The sequence below is a fragment of the Micromonospora sp. HK10 genome (genome assembly GCF_000982955.1).
In the GTDB taxonomy this organism is placed as follows: domain Bacteria; phylum Actinomycetota; class Actinomycetes; order Mycobacteriales; family Micromonosporaceae; genus Micromonospora.
Genome location: NZ_KQ058681.1, coordinates 1 through 20,977, shown reverse-complemented (window position 1 = coordinate 20,977; position 20,977 = coordinate 1). Strand labels below are relative to the sequence as shown.

21 protein-coding genes and 1 pseudogene are annotated in these 20,977 nt (G+C 73.1%); 12 read left to right on the top strand and 10 right to left on the bottom strand.

The genetic code is table 11. The features are described from left to right. A pseudogene (locus tag LQ51_RS03555) lies at positions 1–356 on the top strand (hypothetical protein); the annotation flags it as partial. 89 nt (positions 357–445) lie between these two features. Here the strand turns inward: LQ51_RS03555 and LQ51_RS32620 are convergent. From LQ51_RS32620 to LQ51_RS03540, 3 genes are read right to left on the bottom strand one after another with little or no spacing between them, the layout of a single operon-like run. Continuing rightward, a complete protein-coding gene (locus LQ51_RS32620) occupies positions 446–1,591 on the bottom strand; it encodes a DUF4241 domain-containing protein (RefSeq protein ID WP_052744740.1) in 1,146 nt (381 codons plus the stop codon). Between the two features lie 31 nt (positions 1,592–1,622). Continuing rightward, entirely contained in the window at positions 1,623–2,042 is a 420-nt protein-coding gene (locus LQ51_RS03545; RefSeq protein ID WP_046563186.1) for a VOC family protein, read from the bottom strand. Beyond that, positions 2,018–2,590 carry a cob(I)yrinic acid a,c-diamide adenosyltransferase gene (locus LQ51_RS03540; protein ID WP_046563185.1) on the bottom strand — a complete coding sequence of 191 codons (573 nt, stop codon included), beginning with the start codon at positions 2,588–2,590 and terminating at the stop codon, positions 2,018–2,020. Before LQ51_RS03540 ends, LQ51_RS03545 begins: the two co-directional genes overlap by 25 nt. Here LQ51_RS03540 and murA point away from each other — a divergent pair. Both murA and LQ51_RS03530 read left to right on the top strand, forming a co-directional pair. Further along, a complete protein-coding gene (murA, locus tag LQ51_RS03535; RefSeq protein ID WP_046563184.1) occupies positions 2,589–4,028 on the top strand; it encodes a UDP-N-acetylglucosamine 1-carboxyvinyltransferase in 1,440 nt (479 codons plus the stop codon). The genes LQ51_RS03540 and murA overlap by 2 nt on opposite strands. 69 nt (positions 4,029–4,097) lie before the next feature. Continuing rightward, positions 4,098–4,946, top strand: a complete 849-nt coding sequence (locus tag LQ51_RS03530) for a 3-hydroxyacyl-CoA dehydrogenase family protein (RefSeq protein ID WP_046563183.1) — start codon at positions 4,098–4,100, stop codon at positions 4,944–4,946. Between the two features lie 51 nt (positions 4,947–4,997). Here the strand turns inward: LQ51_RS03530 and LQ51_RS03525 are convergent, their stop codons facing one another. Both LQ51_RS03525 and LQ51_RS03520 read right to left on the bottom strand, forming a co-directional pair. Beyond that, positions 4,998–5,843, bottom strand: coding sequence for an ABC transporter permease (locus tag LQ51_RS03525; RefSeq protein ID WP_046563182.1), 846 nt, complete (start codon positions 5,841–5,843; stop codon positions 4,998–5,000). After that, a complete protein-coding gene (locus LQ51_RS03520; RefSeq protein ID WP_046563181.1) occupies positions 5,840–6,688 on the bottom strand; it encodes an ABC transporter ATP-binding protein in 849 nt (282 codons plus the stop codon). Before LQ51_RS03520 ends, LQ51_RS03525 begins: the two co-directional genes overlap by 4 nt. A gap of 166 nt (positions 6,689–6,854) precedes the next feature. On the opposite strand from LQ51_RS03520, the gene LQ51_RS03515 reads away from it, so the two are divergent. Then, the gene (locus LQ51_RS03515) at positions 6,855–8,861 is read left to right on the top strand and encodes a protein meaA (protein ID WP_046563189.1); all 2,007 of its coding nucleotides are present in this window, start codon (positions 6,855–6,857) and stop codon (positions 8,859–8,861) included. Between the two features lie 78 nt (positions 8,862–8,939). On the opposite strand, the gene LQ51_RS03510 is transcribed toward LQ51_RS03515, so the two are convergent. After that, entirely contained in the window at positions 8,940–9,236 is a 297-nt protein-coding gene (locus LQ51_RS03510; RefSeq protein WP_046563180.1) for a DUF1540 domain-containing protein, read from the bottom strand. Between the two features lie 321 nt (positions 9,237–9,557). Then, a complete protein-coding gene (locus LQ51_RS03505) occupies positions 9,558–10,175 on the bottom strand; it encodes a DUF4126 domain-containing protein (RefSeq protein ID WP_046563179.1) in 618 nt (205 codons plus the stop codon). Between the two features lie 71 nt (positions 10,176–10,246). On the opposite strand from LQ51_RS03505, the gene nucS reads away from it, so the two are divergent. Continuing rightward, positions 10,247–10,906, top strand: a complete 660-nt coding sequence (gene nucS, locus LQ51_RS03500; RefSeq protein WP_046563188.1) for an endonuclease NucS — start codon at positions 10,247–10,249, stop codon at positions 10,904–10,906. Between the two features lie 163 nt (positions 10,907–11,069). Here nucS and LQ51_RS03495 read toward each other — a convergent pair whose 3' ends face one another. Further along, positions 11,070–12,572 (bottom strand): aldehyde dehydrogenase family protein, encoded by a 1,503-nt coding sequence (locus LQ51_RS03495; protein ID WP_046563178.1) that lies wholly within the window; start codon positions 12,570–12,572, stop codon positions 11,070–11,072. A gap of 220 nt (positions 12,573–12,792) precedes the next feature. On the opposite strand from LQ51_RS03495, the gene LQ51_RS03490 reads away from it, so the two are divergent. The 7 genes from LQ51_RS03490 to LQ51_RS03460 all read left to right on the top strand — a co-directional run bounded on the left by LQ51_RS03490 (position 12,793) and on the right by LQ51_RS03460 (position 19,212). Beyond that, positions 12,793–13,269 (top strand): FHA domain-containing protein, encoded by a 477-nt coding sequence (locus tag LQ51_RS03490; RefSeq protein WP_046563177.1) that lies wholly within the window; start codon positions 12,793–12,795, stop codon positions 13,267–13,269. An 86-nt stretch (positions 13,270–13,355) separates the two neighbouring features. Continuing rightward, complete coding sequence (locus LQ51_RS03485; RefSeq protein WP_046563176.1) at positions 13,356–14,420, top strand: alpha/beta hydrolase; 1,065 nt, start codon at positions 13,356–13,358, stop codon at positions 14,418–14,420. A gap of 123 nt (positions 14,421–14,543) precedes the next feature. Beyond that, on the top strand, positions 14,544–16,334 hold the full coding sequence (locus LQ51_RS03480) for a 3-hydroxyacyl-CoA dehydrogenase family protein (protein WP_046563175.1): 1,791 nt from the start codon (positions 14,544–14,546) through the stop codon (positions 16,332–16,334). A 41-nt stretch (positions 16,335–16,375) separates the two neighbouring features. Continuing rightward, positions 16,376–16,870, top strand: coding sequence for a SigE family RNA polymerase sigma factor (locus LQ51_RS03475; protein WP_046563174.1), 495 nt, complete (start codon positions 16,376–16,378; stop codon positions 16,868–16,870). Continuing rightward, a complete protein-coding gene (locus LQ51_RS03470; RefSeq protein ID WP_046563173.1) occupies positions 16,867–17,946 on the top strand; it encodes a hypothetical protein in 1,080 nt (359 codons plus the stop codon). Before LQ51_RS03475 ends, LQ51_RS03470 begins: the two co-directional genes overlap by 4 nt. Positions 17,947–18,009: 63 nt before the next feature. Then, positions 18,010–18,336, top strand: a complete 327-nt coding sequence (locus LQ51_RS03465; protein ID WP_231605284.1) for a hypothetical protein — start codon at positions 18,010–18,012, stop codon at positions 18,334–18,336. Positions 18,337–18,402: 66 nt separating this feature from the next. After that, positions 18,403–19,212: an alpha/beta hydrolase gene (locus LQ51_RS03460; protein ID WP_046563171.1), complete on the top strand. Its 810-nt coding sequence runs from the start codon at positions 18,403–18,405 to the stop codon at positions 19,210–19,212. A gap of 75 nt (positions 19,213–19,287) precedes the next feature. Here the strand turns inward: LQ51_RS03460 and LQ51_RS03455 are convergent, their stop codons facing one another. Both LQ51_RS03455 and LQ51_RS33230 read right to left on the bottom strand, forming a co-directional pair. Beyond that, on the bottom strand, positions 19,288–20,331 hold the full coding sequence (locus LQ51_RS03455) for an AI-2E family transporter (protein ID WP_046563170.1): 1,044 nt from the start codon (positions 20,329–20,331) through the stop codon (positions 19,288–19,290). A gap of 43 nt (positions 20,332–20,374) precedes the next feature. Continuing rightward, the coding region (locus LQ51_RS33230) for a spermidine synthase (RefSeq protein ID WP_046563169.1) at positions 20,375–20,977 on the bottom strand (603 nt) is incomplete at its 5' end.

Here is a 20,977-nt window from a genome sequence, read left to right as displayed (position 1 = left end):
TCATCGCCGCCACGAAGAAGGCTGGTCTGCCCGAGCGGGCCGCGGTGATCTCGATCGCCACCGCGCTGCAGGAGTCGAAGCTGGAGAACCTGGGCCACCTCGGCGACCGCAACGACCATGACTCGCTGGGCCTGTTCCAGCAGCGCCCGAGCTCGGGTTGGGGCACGCCGGAGCAGATCACCGACCCCGAGTATTCGACCCTGGCGTTCGAGAAGGGTCTGAAGCAGGTCGACGGCTGGCAGGACATGCCGCTGACCGAGGCCGCGCAGACGGTGCAGGTGTCGGCCTACCCGGACGCCTACGCCCAGTGGGAGCAGCAGGCCGCCGACATCGTCGCCCACCACTGGAACAGCTGACCACCAACACGAACAGCTGACCACCAACACCACACGAACGAACGCTGGCCGGCACCCGAACCCGGGTGTCGGCCAGCGGCGTATCCGGATCAGAGCAGCATGTCCGCGACGAAGCAGACCACCTCGCCGGCGGCGTCCCGCCCGATCCAGGTCGGATACGCACCGTCGCCCCACCCGCTGAACCAGAGCACCATCCCCCCGTCCTCGACGCGCAGGTACGGTTCGTCGCCGAGCCCGAGCGTCCGCCACGTGTCGAGCCGGCGCTCGGCCTCGTCGGCGTCCACGAAGCAGGCCATCCCGGCGTCCACGCCGAACCCGAAGAACTCGTCGTGGCCCAGGTCGAGCGGGTCCTGCCCCGGTCGTAGCGCCATCTCCCAGCCGTGCACCGGTCGGTCGGTGACGGCCAACCGGGCGGCGGCCACGCGTAGGTGGCGCGGGTCCGCGCCGATCCGGGCCAGGCTGAGCGTCACCGGGTAGCTGCCGGGCGGGACGGTGACCGTGTACGGGACGGCGTCGTGCTCCAGCCACGCCGGGTCGGTGGCGATCAACCGACCGGATGGTAGGTGGAGGTCGCCGGCGTGGCGTACCTCCAGCCGAGCCCGCTGGGCGCCGCCGCCGACGGTCCGCGTTGCGCCGTCCACGAACAGGTCCTCGAGGTCGCCGGGCCGCATCGGCCGCGGCGGCCGCCAGGGCGGTTCGTCGGCGGAGGTCACGGGTAGCCCGTGTGCGGCGGTCTCGACGAGCCGGCTGCCGTGGTCCACGCGGAGCAGATCGTGCCAGCGTCCGAAGGCCGGCCGGGGCGTCCGGGGCGCAGCTCCGGTCCCGGAGGTGTCCCGCCGGCCGCCCCGGTCGCCCGCCGGCTCGTCGATGTCGTGTCGGCGCCCGTCCAGTCGGTACGTGGTGCTGTGCCGGGCCGCCACGTGCGGGAACTCGTGCTCGCCGACGTCGTCCGGGCCGTGCCAGGTGCGGCGGCGGCGCAGGAAGAGGTTGCCCTCGGGGGCCTGGCGCCACTCATCGGCAGCCACCCGCCGCCCCAGCGGGTCGAAGCGGGTGGTGCCGCAGAAGCCGTCGCCCCACGACACCGTCAGCACGCACTCCGGTCGGCCGTCCGCCAGCAACAGCACGGCGTACGGGGTGCCCGCCGTGTCGCGGGCCTCGGCTTCGGTCCGGGTCAGCGGGTTGACGACCGTTCCGTTCCAGCCGTCGGCGTACACCACGTTTCGGTTCCCGGTCACCGGCGCACCATAGCGGCGTCCCGCCCCGGGGTCAGCCGACGGAGGCGACCAGTTCCACCTCGTACCCCTGTCCGTCGCTCAGGTAGGCGGCGTACGTCTGGGGGCCGCCGGCGTGCGGGTGGCGGTCCGGGAAGAGCAGTTCCCAGCCGTACGCGGGCGCGGTTTCGACCAGCCGGTCCACCGCGGCGGGCGGGCCGGCGTGGAAGGCCAGGTGGTTCAGACCCGGGGCGAGACGGTCGTGCATCTGCCCGCGTAGCGCCGGGGACTGCTCCAGCACCAGGTACGTCGGGCCGAGCCGCCAGGACCGGCCGGCGGGCCAGTCCTGGTACGGCGTCCAGCCGAGTTCGCCCAGCAGCCAGCCCCAACTGTGCCTGGCTGCCGCCAGGTCGGGTACCCAGACCTCGACGTGGTGCAGTGCTCCGACGGTCAGCGCTTCCCGCCCGGGACCCATAGCACATCCCCGTCCGGATTGGCCGTTCTTGACAGGATAAAGAGCAGATCGGAGAGCCGGTTGAGATACTTTGCCGGGAGGGTGCTGGTCCGGTCCGGATCGTGCGTGACCAGCGCCCACGCCGCACGCTCGGCGCGCCGGGCGATCGTCCGTGCCACGTGCAGCAGTGCCGCGCCAGCGGTGCCGCCGGGGAGGATGAAGGAGTCGAGCTTGCTCAGGCGTGCGTTGTACTCGTCGCACCAGCCTTCCAGGCGCTCCACGTACTCCTCGGTCACCCGCAGCGGCGGGTACTTCGGGTCCGGCTCGACCGGGGTGGCCAGGTCGGCGCCGACGTCGAACATGTCGTTCTGGATCGACTGCAACACCGCCCGCAGCTCGTCGTCGAGCTGTCCGAGGGCGAGCGCGACGCCGATCGCCGCGTTGCACTCGTCGACGTCCGCGTACGCGGCGATCCGCGGGTCGGTCTTCGGGATCTGCTCGTTGTTGCTCAGCCTGGTCATGCCGGCGTCGCCGGCCTTGGTGTAGATGCGCGTGAGGTGGACGGCCATGACGCACAGCCTACGGATACCGGACCTGACCATCCCGGCGCGGCCGGGCCCACCCGGCTGGTCGGCCGGTGTCGGGCCGGGCGACGCCGGTGATCCGGCGGTCAACGACGTCGACGTCATCCGGCTGCACGGCGAGGCCCGGCTGGCCGGCACCGTGCACGTGGTCGGTGCGAAGAACTCGGCGTTGAAACTGATGTCCGCCGCGCTGCTCGCGCCCGGCCGCAGTGTGATCACCAACGTGCCCCGGATCACCGACATCGCGATCATGGGGGAGGTGCTCCGGCGGCTGGGTTGCGGCGTGCGCTTCGCCGCCGACGACCCGGTCGACCCGATGGTGGCCGGGGGTGGGGTGGAGCGTTCCCGCTCGGTGGCGATCGACGTGCCGGAGCGGCCCGGTGCCGAGGCCGACTACGACCTGGTCCGCCGGCTCCGCGCGTCGATCTGCGTGCTCGGCCCGCTGCTGGCCCGCCGCGGGTACGTGCGGGTGGCCCATCCCGGCGGGGACGCCATCGGCTCGCGCGGCCTGGACATGCACATCGCCGGCCTGACCCGGATGGGCGCCACCATCTCCGGTGAGCACGGTTTCGTCATCGCCGAGGCCCCGGACGGCCTGCGTGGCGCCGACATCCTGCTCGACTTCCCCAGCGTGGGCGCCACGGAGAACCTGGTGATGGCGGCGGTGCTGGCCCGGGGCACCACCACGATCGACAACGCGGCCCGGGAGCCGGAAATCGTGGACATCTGCACCATGCTGAGCCGGATGGGCGCCCGGATCGAGGGGGCCGGCACGTCCACCCTGCACGTCGTCGGGGTGCCCGAGCTGTCGCCGGTGCGGCACGCCACGGTGGGGGACCGGATCGTCGCCGGGACCTGGGCGTTCGCCGCCGCGATGACCCGCGGCGACGTGACGGTCACCGGGGTGGAGCCGGCCTTCCTGGAGGTCGCGCTGGACAAGCTGGTCTCGGCCGGCGGCCTGGTGGAGACCCGGGCCGGTGCCTTCCGGGTACGGATGGACGAACGCCCCCGGGCGGTGGACGTGGTGACGTTGCCGTATCCGGGCTTCGCCACCGACCTGCTGCCGATGGCGATCGGCCTGGCGGCGGTGAGCGAGGGCGGCTCGCTGATCACCGAGAACATCTTCGACGGGCGGTTCATGTTCGCCAACGAGATGATGCGTCTCGGCGCGGACATCCGGACCGACGGCCACCACGCCCTGGTGTGTGGCCGCGAGCGGCTCTCCGGCGCCCCGGTACGCGCCACCGACATCCGGGCCGGCGCCGGCCTGATCATCGCCGGGCTCCGCGCGGACGGGGTGACCGAGGTGTCGCACGTGCACCACGTCGACCGCGGCTACCCGGACTTCGTCGCCGACCTGCGGGCGCTCGGCGTGGCGGTGGAACGCGGCACCGCGCCCGAGGAACCCGACCTCGCCCTCTGACGGCCGGGGCTTATCCCTCGTTAAGTAGGGTTCTCCCAGACGTTGCAGAACACGGCGAGGGAGAAGCAGATGGCGGGTCGACTCGCGGTCGTCGGTGCGGGGCTGATGGGCTCGGGCATCGCCCAGGTGGCGGCGCAGGCGGGCTGGCAGGTGACGCTGCGCGACATCGACGACGCGGCCACCGGGCGGGGCGTCGACGGCATCCGGAAGTCGCTGACGAAGTTCGCCGAGAAGGGGAAGATCGAGGCGTCCGAGGTGGAGGCGACCCTCGCCCGGATCACCCCGACCACCGAGCTGGAGGCGGCGGCGGACGCGGACATCGTCGTCGAGGCGGTCTTCGAGAAGATCGAGATCAAGCACGAGGTGTTCCGCGCGCTGGACAAGATCTGCAAGTCCGACGCGGTGCTGGCCACCAACACCTCGGCCATCCCGGTCACCCAGATCGCCACCGCCACCGAACGGCCGGAGTCGGTCGTCGGCACGCACTTCTTCTCGCCGGTGCCGATGATGAAGCTCTGCGAGCTGGTCCGCGGCTACAAGACCAGCGACGCGGCGCTGGCCACCGCGAAGGCGTTCGCCGAGGAGATCGGCAAGACCGTGGTGGTGGTCAACCGGGACATCGCCGGCTTCGTGACCACCCGGCTGATCTGCGCGCTCGCCATGGAGGCGGTCAAGCTGGTCGAGGCCGGGGTGATCTCCGCCGAGGACCTGGACACCGCCTGCAAGCTGGGCTTCGGCCACGCCATGGGTCCGCTGGCCACGGTCGACCTGACCGGCGTGGACGTGCTGCTCAACGCCGCGAAGAACATCTACACCGACACCGCGGACGAGAAGTTCTTCCCGCCGGAGCTGCTCCAGCGCATGGCCACCGCCGGCGACCTGGGCCGGAAGACCGGCCAGGGCTTCTACGCGTACTGAGCCGGAGCACGGGCGCCCCCGGCCACGGCGGTCGGGGGCGCCCGTCCGGTGTCAGCCGTCGCGCCGGGTGGTCCAGCGGAAGGTGGTCAGGCAGAGCACCAGGCCGATCACGCACCAGAGGCCCAGCACCAGGGCGACCTTGCCCAGCTCGAACGAGCCGCCGGGCTCCTGCGCCCCGAAGCTGTCCGGCAGGAAGACCGCACGCAGTCCCTGGCACATCCACTTCAGCGGGAAGAGCGCGGCGACCTGCTGCATCCAGGTGGGCAGGCTGGTGAAGACGAAGAACACGCCGGAGATGAACTGGAGCACCAGCGAGACCGGGGTGACCACGGCCGAGCCGCTGCGGGCGGTGCGGGCCAGCGACGAGATGGCGATGCCGCACAGGGTGCAGGCGGTGACGCCGAGCGCGGCGACCCACCCGAAGGTCGCCCACCTGGCGGCGGTGCCCGGCAGCTCCAGGTCGAACAGCAGCACGGCCACCACGAGCAGCAGCGCGGTCTCCGCGACGCCGATCGCCACCACCATGAGCACCTTGCCGGCGAACCAGACCCACTTCGGCATCGGGGTGCCGCGGTAGCGCTTGAGCACGCCTCGGTCCCGCTCGATCGGGATCCAGATGCCGAGGTTCTGGAAGCTGACCGTCATGAGGCCGGTCGCGATCATGCCGGTGATGAAGTACTGGGTGAACTTGACGCCGTTGCCGATCGTCCCGTCGAAGATCGACGCGAAGATCAGGATCATGATGATCGGGAAGCCCATCGTGAAGACGACGGACTCCCGGCTGCGCAGGAACTGGGTGATCTCCAGCCGGCCCTGTCGCAGGGCGAGCGCGGCCCCGCCCGGGCGGCGGCCCGGGGCGGCGGCCACCGGAGCGGCCGGCTTCGTGGTGGTCGTCATGAGTGTCCGATCATCGTCAGGTAGACGTCTTCCAGGGTCGGCCGGGTCACGGTGAGGCCGGGCACCTCGCCGCCGAAGCGCGCGGCCAGCTCCGCCACGAGCGCCGTCGGCGTCGCGGTCTCCGCGCGCTCCGGCGTCCCGTCCGGGGTACGCCAGGAGACCGTCGCCAGCGCCTCCTGCCGGTTGCCGAGCCGGTTCGGCGGGGCCACCTCGACCACCCGGCCGGCGGCGATCACGCCGACCCGGTCGGCCAGCGCCTCGGCCTCGTCCAGGTAGTGCGTGGTGAGCACGATGGTGGTGCCGGCGGCGGCCAGGTCCCGGATCAGCTCCCAGAAACCGCGCCGCGCCTCCGGGTCGAAGCCGGTGGTCGGCTCGTCGAGGAAGAGCAGCTCGGGACGGCCGATGATGCCCAGCGCCACGTCGAGGCGGCGCTTCTGCCCGCCGGAGAGGGTGTGCGTGCGGGCCTTCGCCTTGGCGCCGAGCCCGACCCGCTCGATGACCTTGTCCGGGTCGTCGGCGTCCGCGTAGAAGCCGGAGAAGTGCCGGACGACCTCGCCGACGGTCAGCTCGTCGAACTCCCCGGTGCCCTGGAGCACGATCCCCACCCGGGACCGCCAGTGCGGATCGGGGTGGGCCGGATCCGCGCCGAGCACGCGTACCTCGCCGGCGTCGCGCTGCCGGTAGCCCTCCAGGATCTCCACCGTGGTGGTCTTGCCGGCGCCGTTCGGGCCGAGCAGGGCGAACACCTCGCCGCGGTGGACGTCGAGGTCCACGCCCCCCACCGCGACGTTGTCGCCGTACGCCTTGCGCAGTCCCCGGACGGAGATCGCGAGCTCGTCATCCATGACGTCCAGTGTGCGACGTCCGCGACTTCGGCGGGGGCCCGGGGTGTGGTGGTGTCGGCCATCTCGTGCCGCTCGTACCCGGTGATCCGCGCCATGGACCTGTGTGGTTTTCCACAGCCCGTTTTACTGAACGGTAACTTAAACTCCGGCCATGGGTGAGAAGGGCATGGATGAGAAGGCTCCCCCCGGGCGGCTGCCGGAGCGCGACCGGCCCTGGGTGATGCGCACCTACGCCGGGCACTCCTCCGCCGCGGCCACCAACGCGCTCTTCCGCCGCAACCTGGCGAAGGGGCAGACCGGTCTCTCCGTCGCCTTCGACCTGCCCACCCAGACCGGGTACGACCCGGACCACGAACTGGCCGCCGGCGAGGTGGGCCGGGTGGGTGTGCCGGTGGCCCACCTCGGCGACATGCGGGCCCTCGTCGACGGCATCCCGCTCGCCGAGATGAACACCTCGATGACCATCAACGCACCCGCCATGTGGCTGCTCGGCCTCTACGGCACGGTCGCCGCCGAGCAGGGCGCGGAGCTGGCCCGCTGCGCCGGCACCACCCAGAACGACATCATCAAGGAATACCTGTCCCGGGGGACGTACATCTTCCCGCCGGCCGCGTCGCTGCGGCTCACCGCCGACGTCATCGCGTACACGCTGCGCGAGATGCCGCGGTGGAACCCGGTCAACATCTGCTCGTACCACCTCCAGGAGGCCGGCGCCACGCCGGTGCAGGAGGTCGGCTTCGCCCTGGCCACCGCCGTCGCCGTGCTCGACGCGGTGCGCGACTCCGGCCAGGTGCCCGCCGAGCGGATGGGCGACGTGGTCCAGCGGATCTCCTTCTTCGTCAACGCCGGGGTGCGCTTCGTCGAGGAGATCGCCAAGATGCGCGCATTCGGTGCGCTCTGGGACGAGATCACCCGCGACCGGTACGGCGTCGACAACCCGAAGCAGCGCCGCTTCCGCTACGGCGTCCAGGTCAACTCGCTCGGCCTCACCGAGGCCCAGCCGGAGAACAACATCCAGCGCATCGTGCTGGAGATGCTCGGCGTAACGCTCTCCCGGGACGCCCGGGCCCGCGCCGTGCAGCTACCCGCCTGGAACGAGGCGCTCGGCCTGCCCCGCCCCTGGGACCAGCAGTGGTCGCTGCGCATGCAGCAGGTGCTCGCGTACGAGTCGGACCTGCTGGAATATCCGGACCTGTTCGAGGGCTCGCACGTGATGACCGCGCTGGTCGACGACATCGTCACCGGCGCCCGGGTCGAGCTGGACAAGGTGCTGGAGATGGGCGGCGTGGTGACCGCCGTGGAATCCGGCTACCTGAAGAGTGCGCTGGTCGCCTCGCTGGCCGAGCGGCGCCGACGGATGGAGTCCGGTGCCGACGTGGTGATCGGCGTCAACCGGTTCACCGAGACCGAGCCGTCGCCGCTGACCGCGGCCGGCGCCGAGGCCATCGAGCAGGTCGATCCGGCCGTCGAGGCGGCCGCCGCCAGCGGCGTACGCCAGTGGCGGGCCGACCGGGACGCGGCGGCCGTGGACGCGGCACTGGCCCGGCTCCGCGCGGACGCCGCGACCACCACGAACCTGATGGCCGCCACGCTCGAATGCGTGCGGGCCGGGGTGACCACGGGGGAGTGGGCCGGCGCGCTGCGCCAGGTGTTCGGCGAGTACCGGGCCCCGACCGGGCTGGCCGGCGCGGCCGGTGCCGGCGGCGACGCCCGGCTCGCCCCGGTCCGGGAGCGGGTCGCCGCCACCGCGCGGGAACTGGGCAGCGGCCGGCTGCGGCTGCTCGTCGGCAAGCCCGGCCTGGACGGGCACTCCAACGGTGCCGAGCAGATCGCGGTACGCGCCCGCGACGCCGGCTTCGAGGTCGTCTACCAGGGCATCCGGCTGACCGCCGGGCAGATCGTGGCGGCCGCCGTCGAGGAGGACGTGGACCTGGTCGGCCTCTCCGTGCTCTCCGGCTCGCACCTGGCCGCCGTACCCGCCGTGCTGGACGGGCTGCGCGCCGCCGGGCGCGGCGACCTGCCGGTGGTGGTCGGCGGGATCATCCCGGCCGGGGACGCCGAGGCGCTGCGGGCCGCCGGGGTGGCCCGGGTCTTCACCCCGAAGGACTTCGCGCTGACCGGCATCATCGACGAGCTGGTCACCGTGATCCGCGAGGCCAACGCCCTGGAGTGAACCGGGTCGCGCCCCGGCCCGGACAGGTCGGGCCGCCGTCCGACCGGGCTTCGCCCGGCGGCTGGCGGCCCGTCCCGGTCAGCGGCTCACGTACGTCTGGCAGTCCGCCAGGTCCATCTCGGGGCCGACGGTGATCGCCGGCGCGTGGCACTCCAGGTCCGCGTTGTGCTGGCAGTCCGCCCGCTGGCAGGCACCCACCTGGGCGACCATCTGCTCGACACCGCCACGGATCGGCAGCTCGATGAAGGTGTGGCAGTGGGCGTGGTCGCTGCTGCCGATCGTGATGGCGAACGCGTGACAGTCGTTGGTGTGGTTGTAGGCGCAGGACCGGACGGCGCACTCCTGGACCCGGGGCATTTCCATCGACGCGGTCATCTCTCCGGCCCTCCTTCTGAACGTCTTGCCATGAATCTAGGCATTTGTCCATCGCTGCGAGGTTGGATCGGTGGACGATCACGCCGTCGGGGGCCGCGCCCGTTGTTGATCCCCACCCGCGTCGTGGTGTGCGCACCGTCGGGATGGTGCGGGTGCTGGAGATCTTGGACGGTTTCGGCCCCTCTGGGGGCCGTTTGGTGCCAAGATCTCGCGGCGGGGCAACGCCCAGCTGCCGGGGACCCGCATGGCGTGGAGGTCTGCCGTTGGCTGGGTGCGGTGAGGGCCAGCCAACCGCAACCACAGCACGCAGAAGCGCGCCGATCAGACCCGGAACCCCGCGGCCCGCGCCGCCGCGCGCTCCCGCCGCCGGTCCTTGCGCCGGCGCAGGAACCAGAAGAGGAACCACACCAATCCGAGCAGGAAGACCAGCACCAGCACCGGCAGCAGGATCGCCACCACGGACATCACCGCGCTGGTGGCGTCCTCGGCGGTGCTGGCGATCGGGGCGCCGAAGCCGGCGGTGGTCGCGTTGATGACCGGGCGGGCGGCGGCCTTGAGCAGGTGCACGCCGAGCGCGATCAGCACGCCGACCACGACCGGCACCCACTGGTGCGAGGAGAAGAAGGTGTCCGGATCGCTGACCGTGACGGTCTCGGAGCTGGAGCCGGCGCCGAAGGCCAGACCGCCGGCGGTCGGCCGGACCAGGGTCTGCACCACGTCGTTGACGTGGTCCAGGACCGGGACCTTGTCGGCGACCACCTCGACGGCGAGCAGCACGGCGAGGATCAGGACGACCCATCCGTTGCCCAGCCACTGCCAGCCGCTGGGCAGGTCGACGAGGTCGGTGTAGCGCGCCAGCAGACCCATCAGCAGCAGCGGGATGTAGGCGTTCAGGCCGGCGGAGGCAGCGAGACCGGAACCGGTGAGGACTTCGAGCACGATCTCAATATGGCACCGCTACGCCAGTGGCGCTCGTCGGCGGCGGTCGGGTGCTCGGCTACCCTCGTCGGGTGCGGTTGGTGATTGCGAAGTGCTCGGTGGACTACGTCGGACGGCTCTCGGCACACCTGCCGCTGGCCACCCGCCTGCTCATGGTGAAGGCGGACGGCTCGGTGTCGATCCACGCGGACGACCGGGCGTACAAGCCGTTGAACTGGATGAGCCCGCCGTGCCGGCTGGAGGAGGCCCCCGGGGTGTGGCGGGTGGTGAACAAGGCCGGTGAGGAGCTGCGGATCACCCTGGAGGAGATCTTCCAGGACACCTCGTACGAGCTGGGGGTGGACCCCGGCCTGCGCAAGGACGGCGTGGAGGCGCACCTGCAGGAGCTGCTGGCCGCCAATCCGCAGACGCTCGGTGCGGGCTTCACCCTGGTCCGGCGGGAGTACATGACCGCGATCGGGCCGGTGGACCTGCTCTGCCGGGACGCCAACCAGGGCGCGGTCGCGGTGGAGGTGAAGCGGCGCGGCGAGATCGACGGCGTGGAGCAGCTGACCCGCTACCTGGAGCTGATGAACCGGGATCCGCTGCTCGCCCCGGTCACCGGCGTCTTCGCCGCACAGGAGATCAAGCCGCAGGCGCGGGTGCTCGCCACGGACCGGGGCATCCGCTGCGTGGTGGTCGACTACGACAAGCTGCGCGGCATCGAGCGCGACGAGCTGACCCTCTTCTGAGCTGCCCGGGCGTCACGGCGACGAGCTGGGCCTCGCGGCATCGACGGCGCCGAGCTGAGCCTCGCGGCATCGACGGCGCCGAGCTGAGCCTCGCGGTATCGACGGCGCCGAGCTGGGCCACGCGGTATCGACGGCGCCGAGCTGAGCTGCGCGGCCGGCGCTGTCAGCGGCCCCGGCCGTACATCAGCTTGGCGACCTTGACCAGGCGGGCGACGTCCGCCGGGGTGCGTTCGAAGGTCATCGACGGCAGCAGCGAGCGGGCCCGGCGGCGGGTGACGGACTTGGCCCGGCCGAACTCGCGCAGCCCGTCCTCGCCGTGGATGCGGCCGAAGCCGGATTCGCCGACCCCGCCGAACGGCAGGGTGGACATCCCGGCGAAGGTGAGGGTCGAGTTGACCGCCGCCATCCCGGAACGCAGCCGCCGCGCGACGGCCACCGCCCGCTTGCGGCCGAAGACCGAACCGCCCAGGCCGTACGGCAGGGCGTTGGCCCGTTCGACGGCCTCGTCCACGTCGCGGACCCGGTTGACGGTCACCGTCGGGCCGAAGGTCTCCTCCCGCACGGCGGCGGAGTCCTCCGGCACGTCGACGAGCACGGTCGGGTGGACGTACGGCGGCTGGACCGCGTCGGGGCCGCCGAGCACCGGCCGGCCGCCGCGGGCGACGGCGTCCTCGATGTGCCGGCGGATGACATCGACCTGCGAGGGCATCGTGATCGGGCCGATGTCCGCACCGTCAGGGCCGACGGTGAGCCGGCCGGCCTTGGCCACCACCCGGTCGACGAAGGCGTCGAAGACCTGGTCGACGGCGTAGACCCGCTCGATGCCGATGCAGGTCTGGCCGGCGTTGGTCAACGCGCCCCAGACGCACGCCTCGGCGGCGGCGTCCAGGTCCGCGTCGGCGTCGACGATCATGGCGTCCTTGCCGCCGGCCTCCAGCAGCACCGGCGTGAGCGTCTCCGCGCAGGCGGCCATGACCTTCCGGGCGGTGGCGGTGGAGCCGGTGAAGGCCAGCTTGGCCACCCCGGAGCGGCAGAGCGCGGCGCCCACGTCGCCGAGGCCGTGCACCGCCTGGAAGACCGGCTGCTCGGGCACCACCTCGGCGAAGCGGTCCACCAGCCACTGCCCGACGGCGGGGGTGTACTCGCTCGGCTTGAAGACCACGGCGTTGCCGGCGGCCAGGGCGTACGCGGCGGAGCCGATCGGAGTGAAGACGGGGTAGTTCCACGGCCCGATCACGCCGACCACCCCGTACGGCTGGTATTCGAGGTGGCCGGTGAACTCGGCGAGGATCAGCCGGGTGCGGACCCGGCGCGGCCCGAGCACGCGCCGGGCGTTGCGGGCGGCCCAGTCGATGTGCTCCAGGGCGGTGAGGATCTCGACGACGGCGTCCCCGACGGGCTTGCCGCCCTCGGTGTGCACCAGCTCGGCCAGCTCCTCGATCCGGCGGGCGAGCACACCCCGCCAGCGCAGCAGCCGCTCCCGGCGGCCGGTGAAACCGAGCCCGGCCCACCACTCGCCGGCCGTCCGGGCGCGCTGCACCGCGTCGTGCACGTCCGCCTCGGTCGCCACCGGGAACCGGCCGGCCTCCGCGCCGGTCGCCGGGCTGGTGGAGATCAGGTCGCCGGCGGAGATGGTGGGGGCGCCCGGGACATGCACAGCCGTCATGGCCGAAGTCTAGACCTGAGCCCTACTCACCGGTAGGTGTCGGCGGGGCCGCCGGAAACAGGTCGGGGGGAGGGGCTTACCCGCCGCGGTCGCCCGCCCGAACGGCGAACGGGAGGTGACTACCCGGAGTCATCGAGCTGACCGGGCGGCGGTGGAGACCGATACGGTGAGGTGGCAGGCTGGCGCGGGGGCGATCGTGGGGGCAGAAGGCGAGAAATCCATGGAGGAGCACCCGGAATTGATGCCGCTGTTGACCGTGGCGGCGGGAACGATGCGCGGGCTGAGCTTCCGGGTCCGGCGGGACCCGCAGGTGATCGGCCGTGCGCCCACCGTCGATATCGTGCTGGCCGACCCGCACCTCAGCCGCCGGCACGCCACGGTCCAGCTCACCGCCGAGGGGGTCGCCCTGACCGACCTCGGCTCCACCAACGGCAGCTGGCGCAACGACCAGCGGATCGCCGGCACCATCCACCTGACCGACGGTGACCTGGTCCGGCTCGGCCGCACCGAGTTGCGCTTCTTCGACCCGGGGGTGGCCCGGACCGACCCGGTCGGGCTGCACTTCGGGCTGCCGCGCCGCGACCACCGGCCCACCCTGCCGCTGCCGGTGCCCGCGCAGCGCCGGCCGGTGGAGGCGACCGAGCCGGTCGCGCCGGGTGGCGACGCCGTGCCGCTCGCCGCCGATCTCAACGGCTGACCGGGGCGGCGGGGCACACCCGCGGGCCGTCCGGGGTGGGGATCCGGCACATGGCCCGGGCCGGGCCGGCGTGCCAGCATGCGCGGATGGAGAGCGCGCGGCAGACCGTCCAGGCCAACGACATCACCCAGGCGGTCCGGGTGGCCGGCCGGCCGGACGGCGTGCCGGTGCTGCTCGTGCACGGCAACGTCTCGTCCTCGGCGTTCTGGGAGCCGCTGCTGCGCCGGCTGCCGGACAGCCTCCGGGTGGTCGCACCGGACCTGCGCGGCTACGGCGAGACCGACCGCGCCCCGGTCGACGCCACCCGCGGGCTGACCGACTTCGCCGACGACGTGGCCGCCCTGCTCGACGTCCCCGGGCTGTTCCGACCCGGTGCCCGGCCGGTGGTGGTGGGGCACTCGCTCGGCGGCGGCGTGGCCCTGCGCCTGCTCGTCGACCACCCCGAGCGGGTCGCCGGGCTGCTGCTGGAGGCGCCGGTCTCGCCGTACGGCTTCGGCGGCACCCGCGACCTCGACGGCACGCCCACCACGCCCGACTTCGCCGGCACCGGCGCGGGCGGCGCGAACCCGGACTTCATCGCCCGCCTCGCCGCGCAGGACCGGGGCGCGGACGGTCCGACCAGCCCGCGGAACGTGCTGCGCTCGGCGTACGTGGCCGACCCGGCGTCGCTGGGGGCGGACGAGGACCTGCTGCTGGAGAGCATGCTCACCACCGCCACCGGGGACGACAACTATCCGGGTACGGCGGTCACCTCGGCGCACTGGCCGGGCACCGCGGCGGGCCGGCGCGGGGTGCTGAACGCGCTGGCCCCGGCCCACTTCCGGCTCGCCGACGAGCTGGTCGCCGTCGCGGCCAAGCCGCCGGTGACCTGGGTACGCGGCGACGCCGACGTGATCGTCTCGGACACCTCGCTGTTCGACCTGGCGTACCTCGGTCAGCTCGGCGTGGTGCCCGGCTGGCCCGGCGCGGAGGAGTGCCCACCGCAGCCGATGGTCGGCCAGACCCGGGCGGTGCTGGACCGGTACGCGGCGGCCGGCGGGTCGTACCGGGAGGTGGTGCTGCCGGGCTGCGGGCACAGCCCGCACCTGGAGCGGCCGGCCGAGTTCGTCGCCGAACTGTTGGCGCTGGCCGGGGAGAACGCCGCCGGGTGAGGCGCGGTGCGTGAAATATCCCACGGCGTCTCGACAACACAGCGTCACGTGGCAGACTCCGGCGCATAACCTTAGCGGCCGTTCATGTCGACAGCGGCGGAGTCAACCAAGGGGAGGCCGGTCGTGGCGCGCGAGTTCACCAGGGTAGGTGTGGTGGGTCTGGGCACCATGGGTGCCGGCATCGTCGAGGTGTTCGCCCGCAACGGCATCGACGTGGTCGCGGTGGAGATCTCCCCGACCGCCCTCGAGCGCGGCCGGGCCACCCTGACCGGCTCGACCGACCGCGCGGTGGCCCGGGGCAAGCTCGCCGAGGCAGACCGGGACGCGCTGCTGAGCCGGGTCGACTTCCAGGTCGGGCTGGACGCGTTGCACTCGGTGGACCTGGTCGTCGAGGCGGTCCCCGAGCACCTGGACCTGAAGCAGCGGATCTTCGCCGAGCTGGACCGGGTCTGCAAGCCCGAGGCGATCCTCGCCACCAACACCTCGTCGCTGAGCGTCACCGAGATCTCGGTGGCCACCACCCGCCCCAACCAGGTCATCGGCATCCACTTCTTCAACCCGGCGCCGGTGATGAAGCTGGTCGAGGTGGTCCGCACCGTGGTCACCTCGGCGGACGTGGTGGCCGACGTGGAGGCGCTCTGCGAGCGGCTCGGCAAGGTCGACGTGACCATCAGCGACCGGGCCGGCTTCATCGCCAACGCGCTGCTCTTCGGCTACCTGAACCACGCGGTGAGCATGTTCGAGGCGCGGTACGCCACCCGCGAGGACATCGACGCCGCCATGAAGCTGGGCTGCGGCCTGCCGATGGGCCCGCTCGCGCTGATGGACCTGATCGGCCTGGACACCGCGTACGAGATCCTGGACACCATGTACCGGCGCGGCGGCCGGGACCGCCGGCACGCCCCGGTGCCACTGATCAAGCAGATGGTCACCGCCGGGCTGCTCGGCCGGAAGTCCGGTCGCGGCTTCTACACCTACGAGCGGCCGGGCTCCCCGGTCGTCGTACCCGACGAGCAGACGCCGGTCGCGACGGGCGCCGCGCTCGCCGACGGCGCGCGAGCCATCGCCAAGGTCGGCGTGGTCGGCTCCGGGACCATGGCCACCGGCATCATCGAGGTGTTCGCGAAGGCCGGCTACGAGGTCATCTCGGTGACCCGGGGCGCGGAGAAGTCCGCGAAGGTCTGCGAGACGGTGAAGACCTCGCTGAACAAGGGCGTGGTGCGGGGCAAGCTCAGCGAGGCCGACCGGGACGCGGCGCTGGGCCGGGTCACCTGGTCGGCGACCCTGGAGCACCTGGTCGACGTCGACCTCGTGGTGGAGGCGGTGGTCGAGGAGCTGAGCGTCAAGAAGGCGCTGTTCGCCAGCCTCGACGAGATCTGCAAGCCGGGCGTCGTGCTGGCCACCACCACCTCGTCGCTGCCGGTGATCGACGTGGCGATGGCCACCCAGCGTCCCGCCGACGTGATCGGCCTGCACTTCTTCAACCCGGCGCCGATCATGCCGCTGGTGGAGATCGTGCAGACCATCCGCACCTCGGCGGAGACCACGGCCACCGCCCGCGCGGTCTGCGCGGCGCTGGGCAAGACCGGCGTGGTCTGCGGCGACCGGTCCGGCTTCATCGTCAACGCGCTGCTCTTCCCGTACCTCAACGACGCGGTGAAGATGCTGGAGGCCAGCTACTCGACGGCCGACGACATCGACCACGCCATGAAGCTCGGCTGCGGCTACCCGATGGGCCCGTTCGAGCTGCTGGACGTGGTGGGGCTGGACGTCTCGCTGGCCATTCAGCGGGAGCTCTACCTGGAGCTGCGCGAGCCGGGCTTCGCCCCCGCGCCGCTGCTGGAACACCTGGTCACCGCGGGTTACCTGGGCCGCAAGAGCGGCCGTGGGTTCCGCGACCACACCAATCGCTGACCCGGGTCAACACGGGCCGGCGGTGACGGCGTCTTGAGGGTGTGACCTTCGAGGAGTACGTCGGCAGCCGCGGCCCGGCCCTGTTGCGCCTCGCCCGGCTGCTGACGGGCGACGAGCACCGCGCCGAGGACCTGACCCAGGACGTGCTGGCCCGCGCGTACGTGCACTGGCGGAAGATCGTCCGGGCCGACCGGCCCGACGTGTACGTGCGCCGGATGCTGGTCAACGCCAACCGGTCCTGGTGGCGGCGCCGGTCGAACCGCGAGCTGGCCGTGGACACCTTCGGCGAGCGGGCCCACCGGGGCGACCTCGGCGGGGAGGCGGCCGACCGGGACGCGATGTGGCGGCTGATCCTCGCCCTGCCCGACCGTCAGCGCGCCGTGCTGGTGCTGCGCTACTACGAGGACCTGGACGACGTCACCATCGCCCAGATCCTCGACTGCTCGCCGGTCACCGTCCGCACCCACGCGATGCGGGCGCTCGCCCACCTTCGGGAGCGCTGCGGCGTCCCGACGACCAACGGGAGCCGGCCGTGACCGACCTCGACCAGCGGATCACCTCGGTGCTGCGGGAGCGCGCCGAGGGGGAGACCGACACCCACCGGCTGCTGCGGGAGTCCCGCGCGAGGGGCCGCCGCCGGCAACTGCGCCGGCGGTCCGCCGCCGGCACCGCCCTGGCCCTGGTGGGGGTCGTCGGCTTCGCCGGCGTGACCGGCGCGGACCCGGGCGGGCTCGGCGGGCGGCTGCCCTGGAACGCGGCCGCGCCGGCCGACGTCGCCCCGGTGCCGCCGCGCGCCGACGGGGTGCCCGGGGCCGCCCAGCGCCCCGACCTGGTCGGCACCGACACCCGAGTGCTGCACGTCGGCGTGGACACCGGCCGGGCCCGCTACCTGTCCTGGGCGGTGTACGGCGCGAACCGGGTCGAGTCGATCCGGTTGAGCGCCGGGGGCGACCGGGCGGTCCTGGTCGAGGTGAGCCCCTCCGCGCGGGCGGTCGACGAACTGCTGCTCGACGGCCTCCCCGCCGAGCAGGGCGCGGTCCCGGTGACCTTCGACGGCGTGGTCCGGCCGTTCCGCAACGGGGCCGGCGGTCTGGTCAAGGGCTGGCAGCCCGTGCCCGGCCTGTACGCCCGGGCGAGCATGCTCGGCGGCACCGACCGAGGCGTACTGGCCAGGGCCGTGGATGCCCTCCGCTGGGGTGAGGCACGCCGGTGCGACGCACCCCTGCGGTTGGGCGCGCTGCCCCCGGGCGCGGAGGTGACCGCCTGCTCCGTCGATGCCCCCGCCTTCCCGAACGGTCTCAAGGTCCAGCTCACCGTCGTGCGGGGGTCGTCGGCGACCATGTGGGTCGAGCTGCTGTACGGGGCGCAGATTTCGGCGAGCACCACCGAGAGCAACCGCACGGTGGGTGGGCGTCCCGCCTACCTCTACCCGGCTGGCACGAAGCTGGAGCTGCTCGGCATCCCGAAGGCACACCTCACCGCCGACGTGGGCGGTCCGTGGACCGACGGCTACCTAAAGGACAAGCCGGGCTTCACCGAGGCCGACATGGCGACCGTGCTGGCCGGGACGCGGGTGGCGAAGGACCTGACCGACCCGGAGACCTGGAAGTGAGATCCGCCGGCCGGGCCGCCCGACCCGGGCCGGCCCGGCCGGCGGACCGTACGCTTGGTGACCGTGAGCCCCCGTCGCAACCGTCCCCGCCGGGACGAGACCACCCAGCTGGACTCCGAGCGGGTACGTCAGGGCGTGCCGACCGTCCAGCAGTGGCGCGACGGCGAGTGGCAGGTACGCGGGATCAGCGGCGGGGCGTCGGTCAAGACGTACCGTTGTCCCGGCTGTGACCAGGAGATCCGTCCGGGCGTGGCGCACGTGGTGGCGTGGCCGGCCGACGGGCGGGGCGACCTGACCGACCGGCGGCACTGGCACAGCGGCTGCTGGCGGGCGCGCGACCGGCGCGGGCCGAACCTGCAGCGCGGCCGGGGCGCCCCCCGGCACGGCTGAGCGATCTGGATCACCCTGTTTGCGCCCCGGCGGGCGGCGCGGGCGGCGGCGCGGGAGACTGGGGCGGTGAGCACCGCGATCCGTGCGTCGTCGATCCTGCCCGGCCGGCGGGAGGACATCGAGCTGCACACCGCCGACGGGCTGCGGCTGGTCGGCGAGCTGGCCCGGCCGCTGGACCGGGAGCCGGTCGCGACCCTGGTCTGCCTGCACCCGCTGCCCACCCACGGCGGAATGATGGACAGCCACGTGTTCCGCAAGGCGGCGTGGCGGCTGCCCGCCCTGGCCGACCTGGCGGTGCTCCGGTTCAACACCCGGGGCACCAGCAGCGTCCGGGGCACCAGCGAGGGCGCCTTCGACAACGCGGTCGGCGAGCGCTTCGACGTGGCCGCCGCCATCGAGTACGCCGAGTTCCACGAGCTGCCGAACATCTGGCTGGTCGGCTGGTCGTTCGGCACCGACCTGGCGCTGAAGTACGGCTGCGACCCGGCGATCGCCGGGGCCATCCTGCTCTCCCCGCCGCTGCGCTTCTCCCAACCCGAGGACCTGACCGTCTGGGCCGGTTCGGGCCGCCCGCTCACCGCCCTGGTGCCCGAGTTCGACGACTACCTGCGCCCCGAGGAGGCCCGGCGGCGCTTCGCGGCCGTCCCGCAGGCCGAGGTGGTCGGGGTGCCCGGCGCCAAGCACCTCTGGGTCGGTGACGCGGAGACCGCGCTGAACGAGATCGTCCGCCGGGTCAACCCGGCCGTGCCGCTGCCGCTGCCCACCACCTGGGACGGCCCGATGGAGACCGGCGACGTCAGCGCGTACGCCGACCGCACGGTGGCCGCCTTCTCGGACACCCCGGTCCCGGGGCCCGCCCAGCGCCGGGCGGAGTAGCGCGAGCGGCGCCGATCCGCCCGGCCGCATCCCCGGAGCGCCGCCCCGGCCCGCGCGAACCGCTCAGCGGGCCGGTCAGCGGGCCTCCTGGCGGGGCAGGACCACCTCGCGGAGGATGAGCTGCAGGGCCGCCACCATCGGAATGGCGAGCAGCGCGCCGACCACGCCCAGCAGCGACACCCCGAGCAGCGCGCCCAGCAGCGCCGCCACCTCGTTGACGGAGACCGCCCGGCGCATGATCTTCGGGTAGATCAGGTAGTTCTCCACCTGCTGGTAGACCACGAAGAAGACCAGCACCACCACCCCGGTGGTGGGGGAGTGCAGGAATCCCGCCCCGGCCGCGACGATCGCCCCGATCGTCGCCCCGACCAGCGGAATCAGGTCGGCAACGGCGACCACCAGGGCGATCACCGCGGCGAACGGCACCCCGGCGACGAAGAGCACCAGGAAGGTCAGGCCGCCGCAGATCACGCTGATCAACAGGTTGCCGGTGAGGTAGCCGGTGATGGTGCGGGAGGAGTCCCGACCGATGCGGCGCAACCGCTCCGCGGCGCCGTCGCCGAGCAGCGTCAGCGTACCGGCGATGATCTTCGGGGCCTCCAGCACCATGAGGTACGCCAGCACCACCACGGTCACCACGCCGGCCACCAGCTCCAGCACGCCCCGGACCACACCGACCGCCGGCTCACCGAGCCGGCTGCCGTAGCGCTGGAACTGGTCGGCGTGGGCGTCGGCGTACCGCCGCAGGTGGAACCGGTCCAGCAGTTCGCCGAGCTGGCCCCGGCCGGCCCGGGCCTCGCGCACCAGGTCCGGGGCGCGATCGGCGAACCGGGCCAGCTCGTCCAGCAGCGGCAGCACGATCACCGCGGCCAGCGCGGCGAGCAGCACGAAGGCGGCCACGAAGACCAGCAGGGTGGCCAGCGCGCGGTGCCGCACGAACCGCCGTTCCACGCCGTCGACCAGGGGCTTGAGGGCGACCGCGAAGAACGCGGCGACCAGCGCCCAGACGAGCACCCGCCGGGTCGTCCAGACCAGCCCCAGCGCCAGCGCGCTGGCCAGCACCAGACCGATGACGATCAGCGCCCGCCGGGCGGTGGACCGGTCGTCGGCGTGACTCATCCGGCGCGGCTACCCGCGCGCCGGGCACGGAAACCCGGCGGGTTCAGCGGCCGGCCAGGTCCGCGTCGGTGGCCGCACGGGCACCGGCGACAAACGCGTCGAGGCCCGGCCCGTGCAGCACCGCGCCGGGGATCGGGTCGCGGGCGGCGCGGGCGACCAGCCGGCCGACCGGCAGCCGGCCCGCCCGGTGGGCGGCGGCGAGCACCAGGTTGCCGTACCGCCGGCCGCGCAGCATCCGCCGGTCGGCGACCAGACAGACGTCACCGAAGACGGCCCGCAGCGTCGCCACCTGGGTACGGGAGAGCACCAGCGGCGGCAGGTCGGTGACGTTGACCAGGTAGACGCCGTCCGGGGCGAGCACCCGGGCCACCTCGGCGACGAACTCGACGGTGGCCACGTGCCGGGGCATCCGGGCGGCCCGGTAGACGTCGGCCAGCACCACGTCGTACCGGCCGGACGGCGCGCCGCGCACCGCCTCCCGGGCGTCGCCGATGATCACCTCGACGTCGGCCGGCGGCGCCGGCAGCTCCCGGGCGACCAGCTCGACCACGGCCGGGTCCCGCTCGACGACCCGCTGCGGCGACGTGGGGCGCGTGGCGGCCAGCCAGCGGGGCAGGGTGAGCGCGCCGCCGCCCAGGTGCAGGGC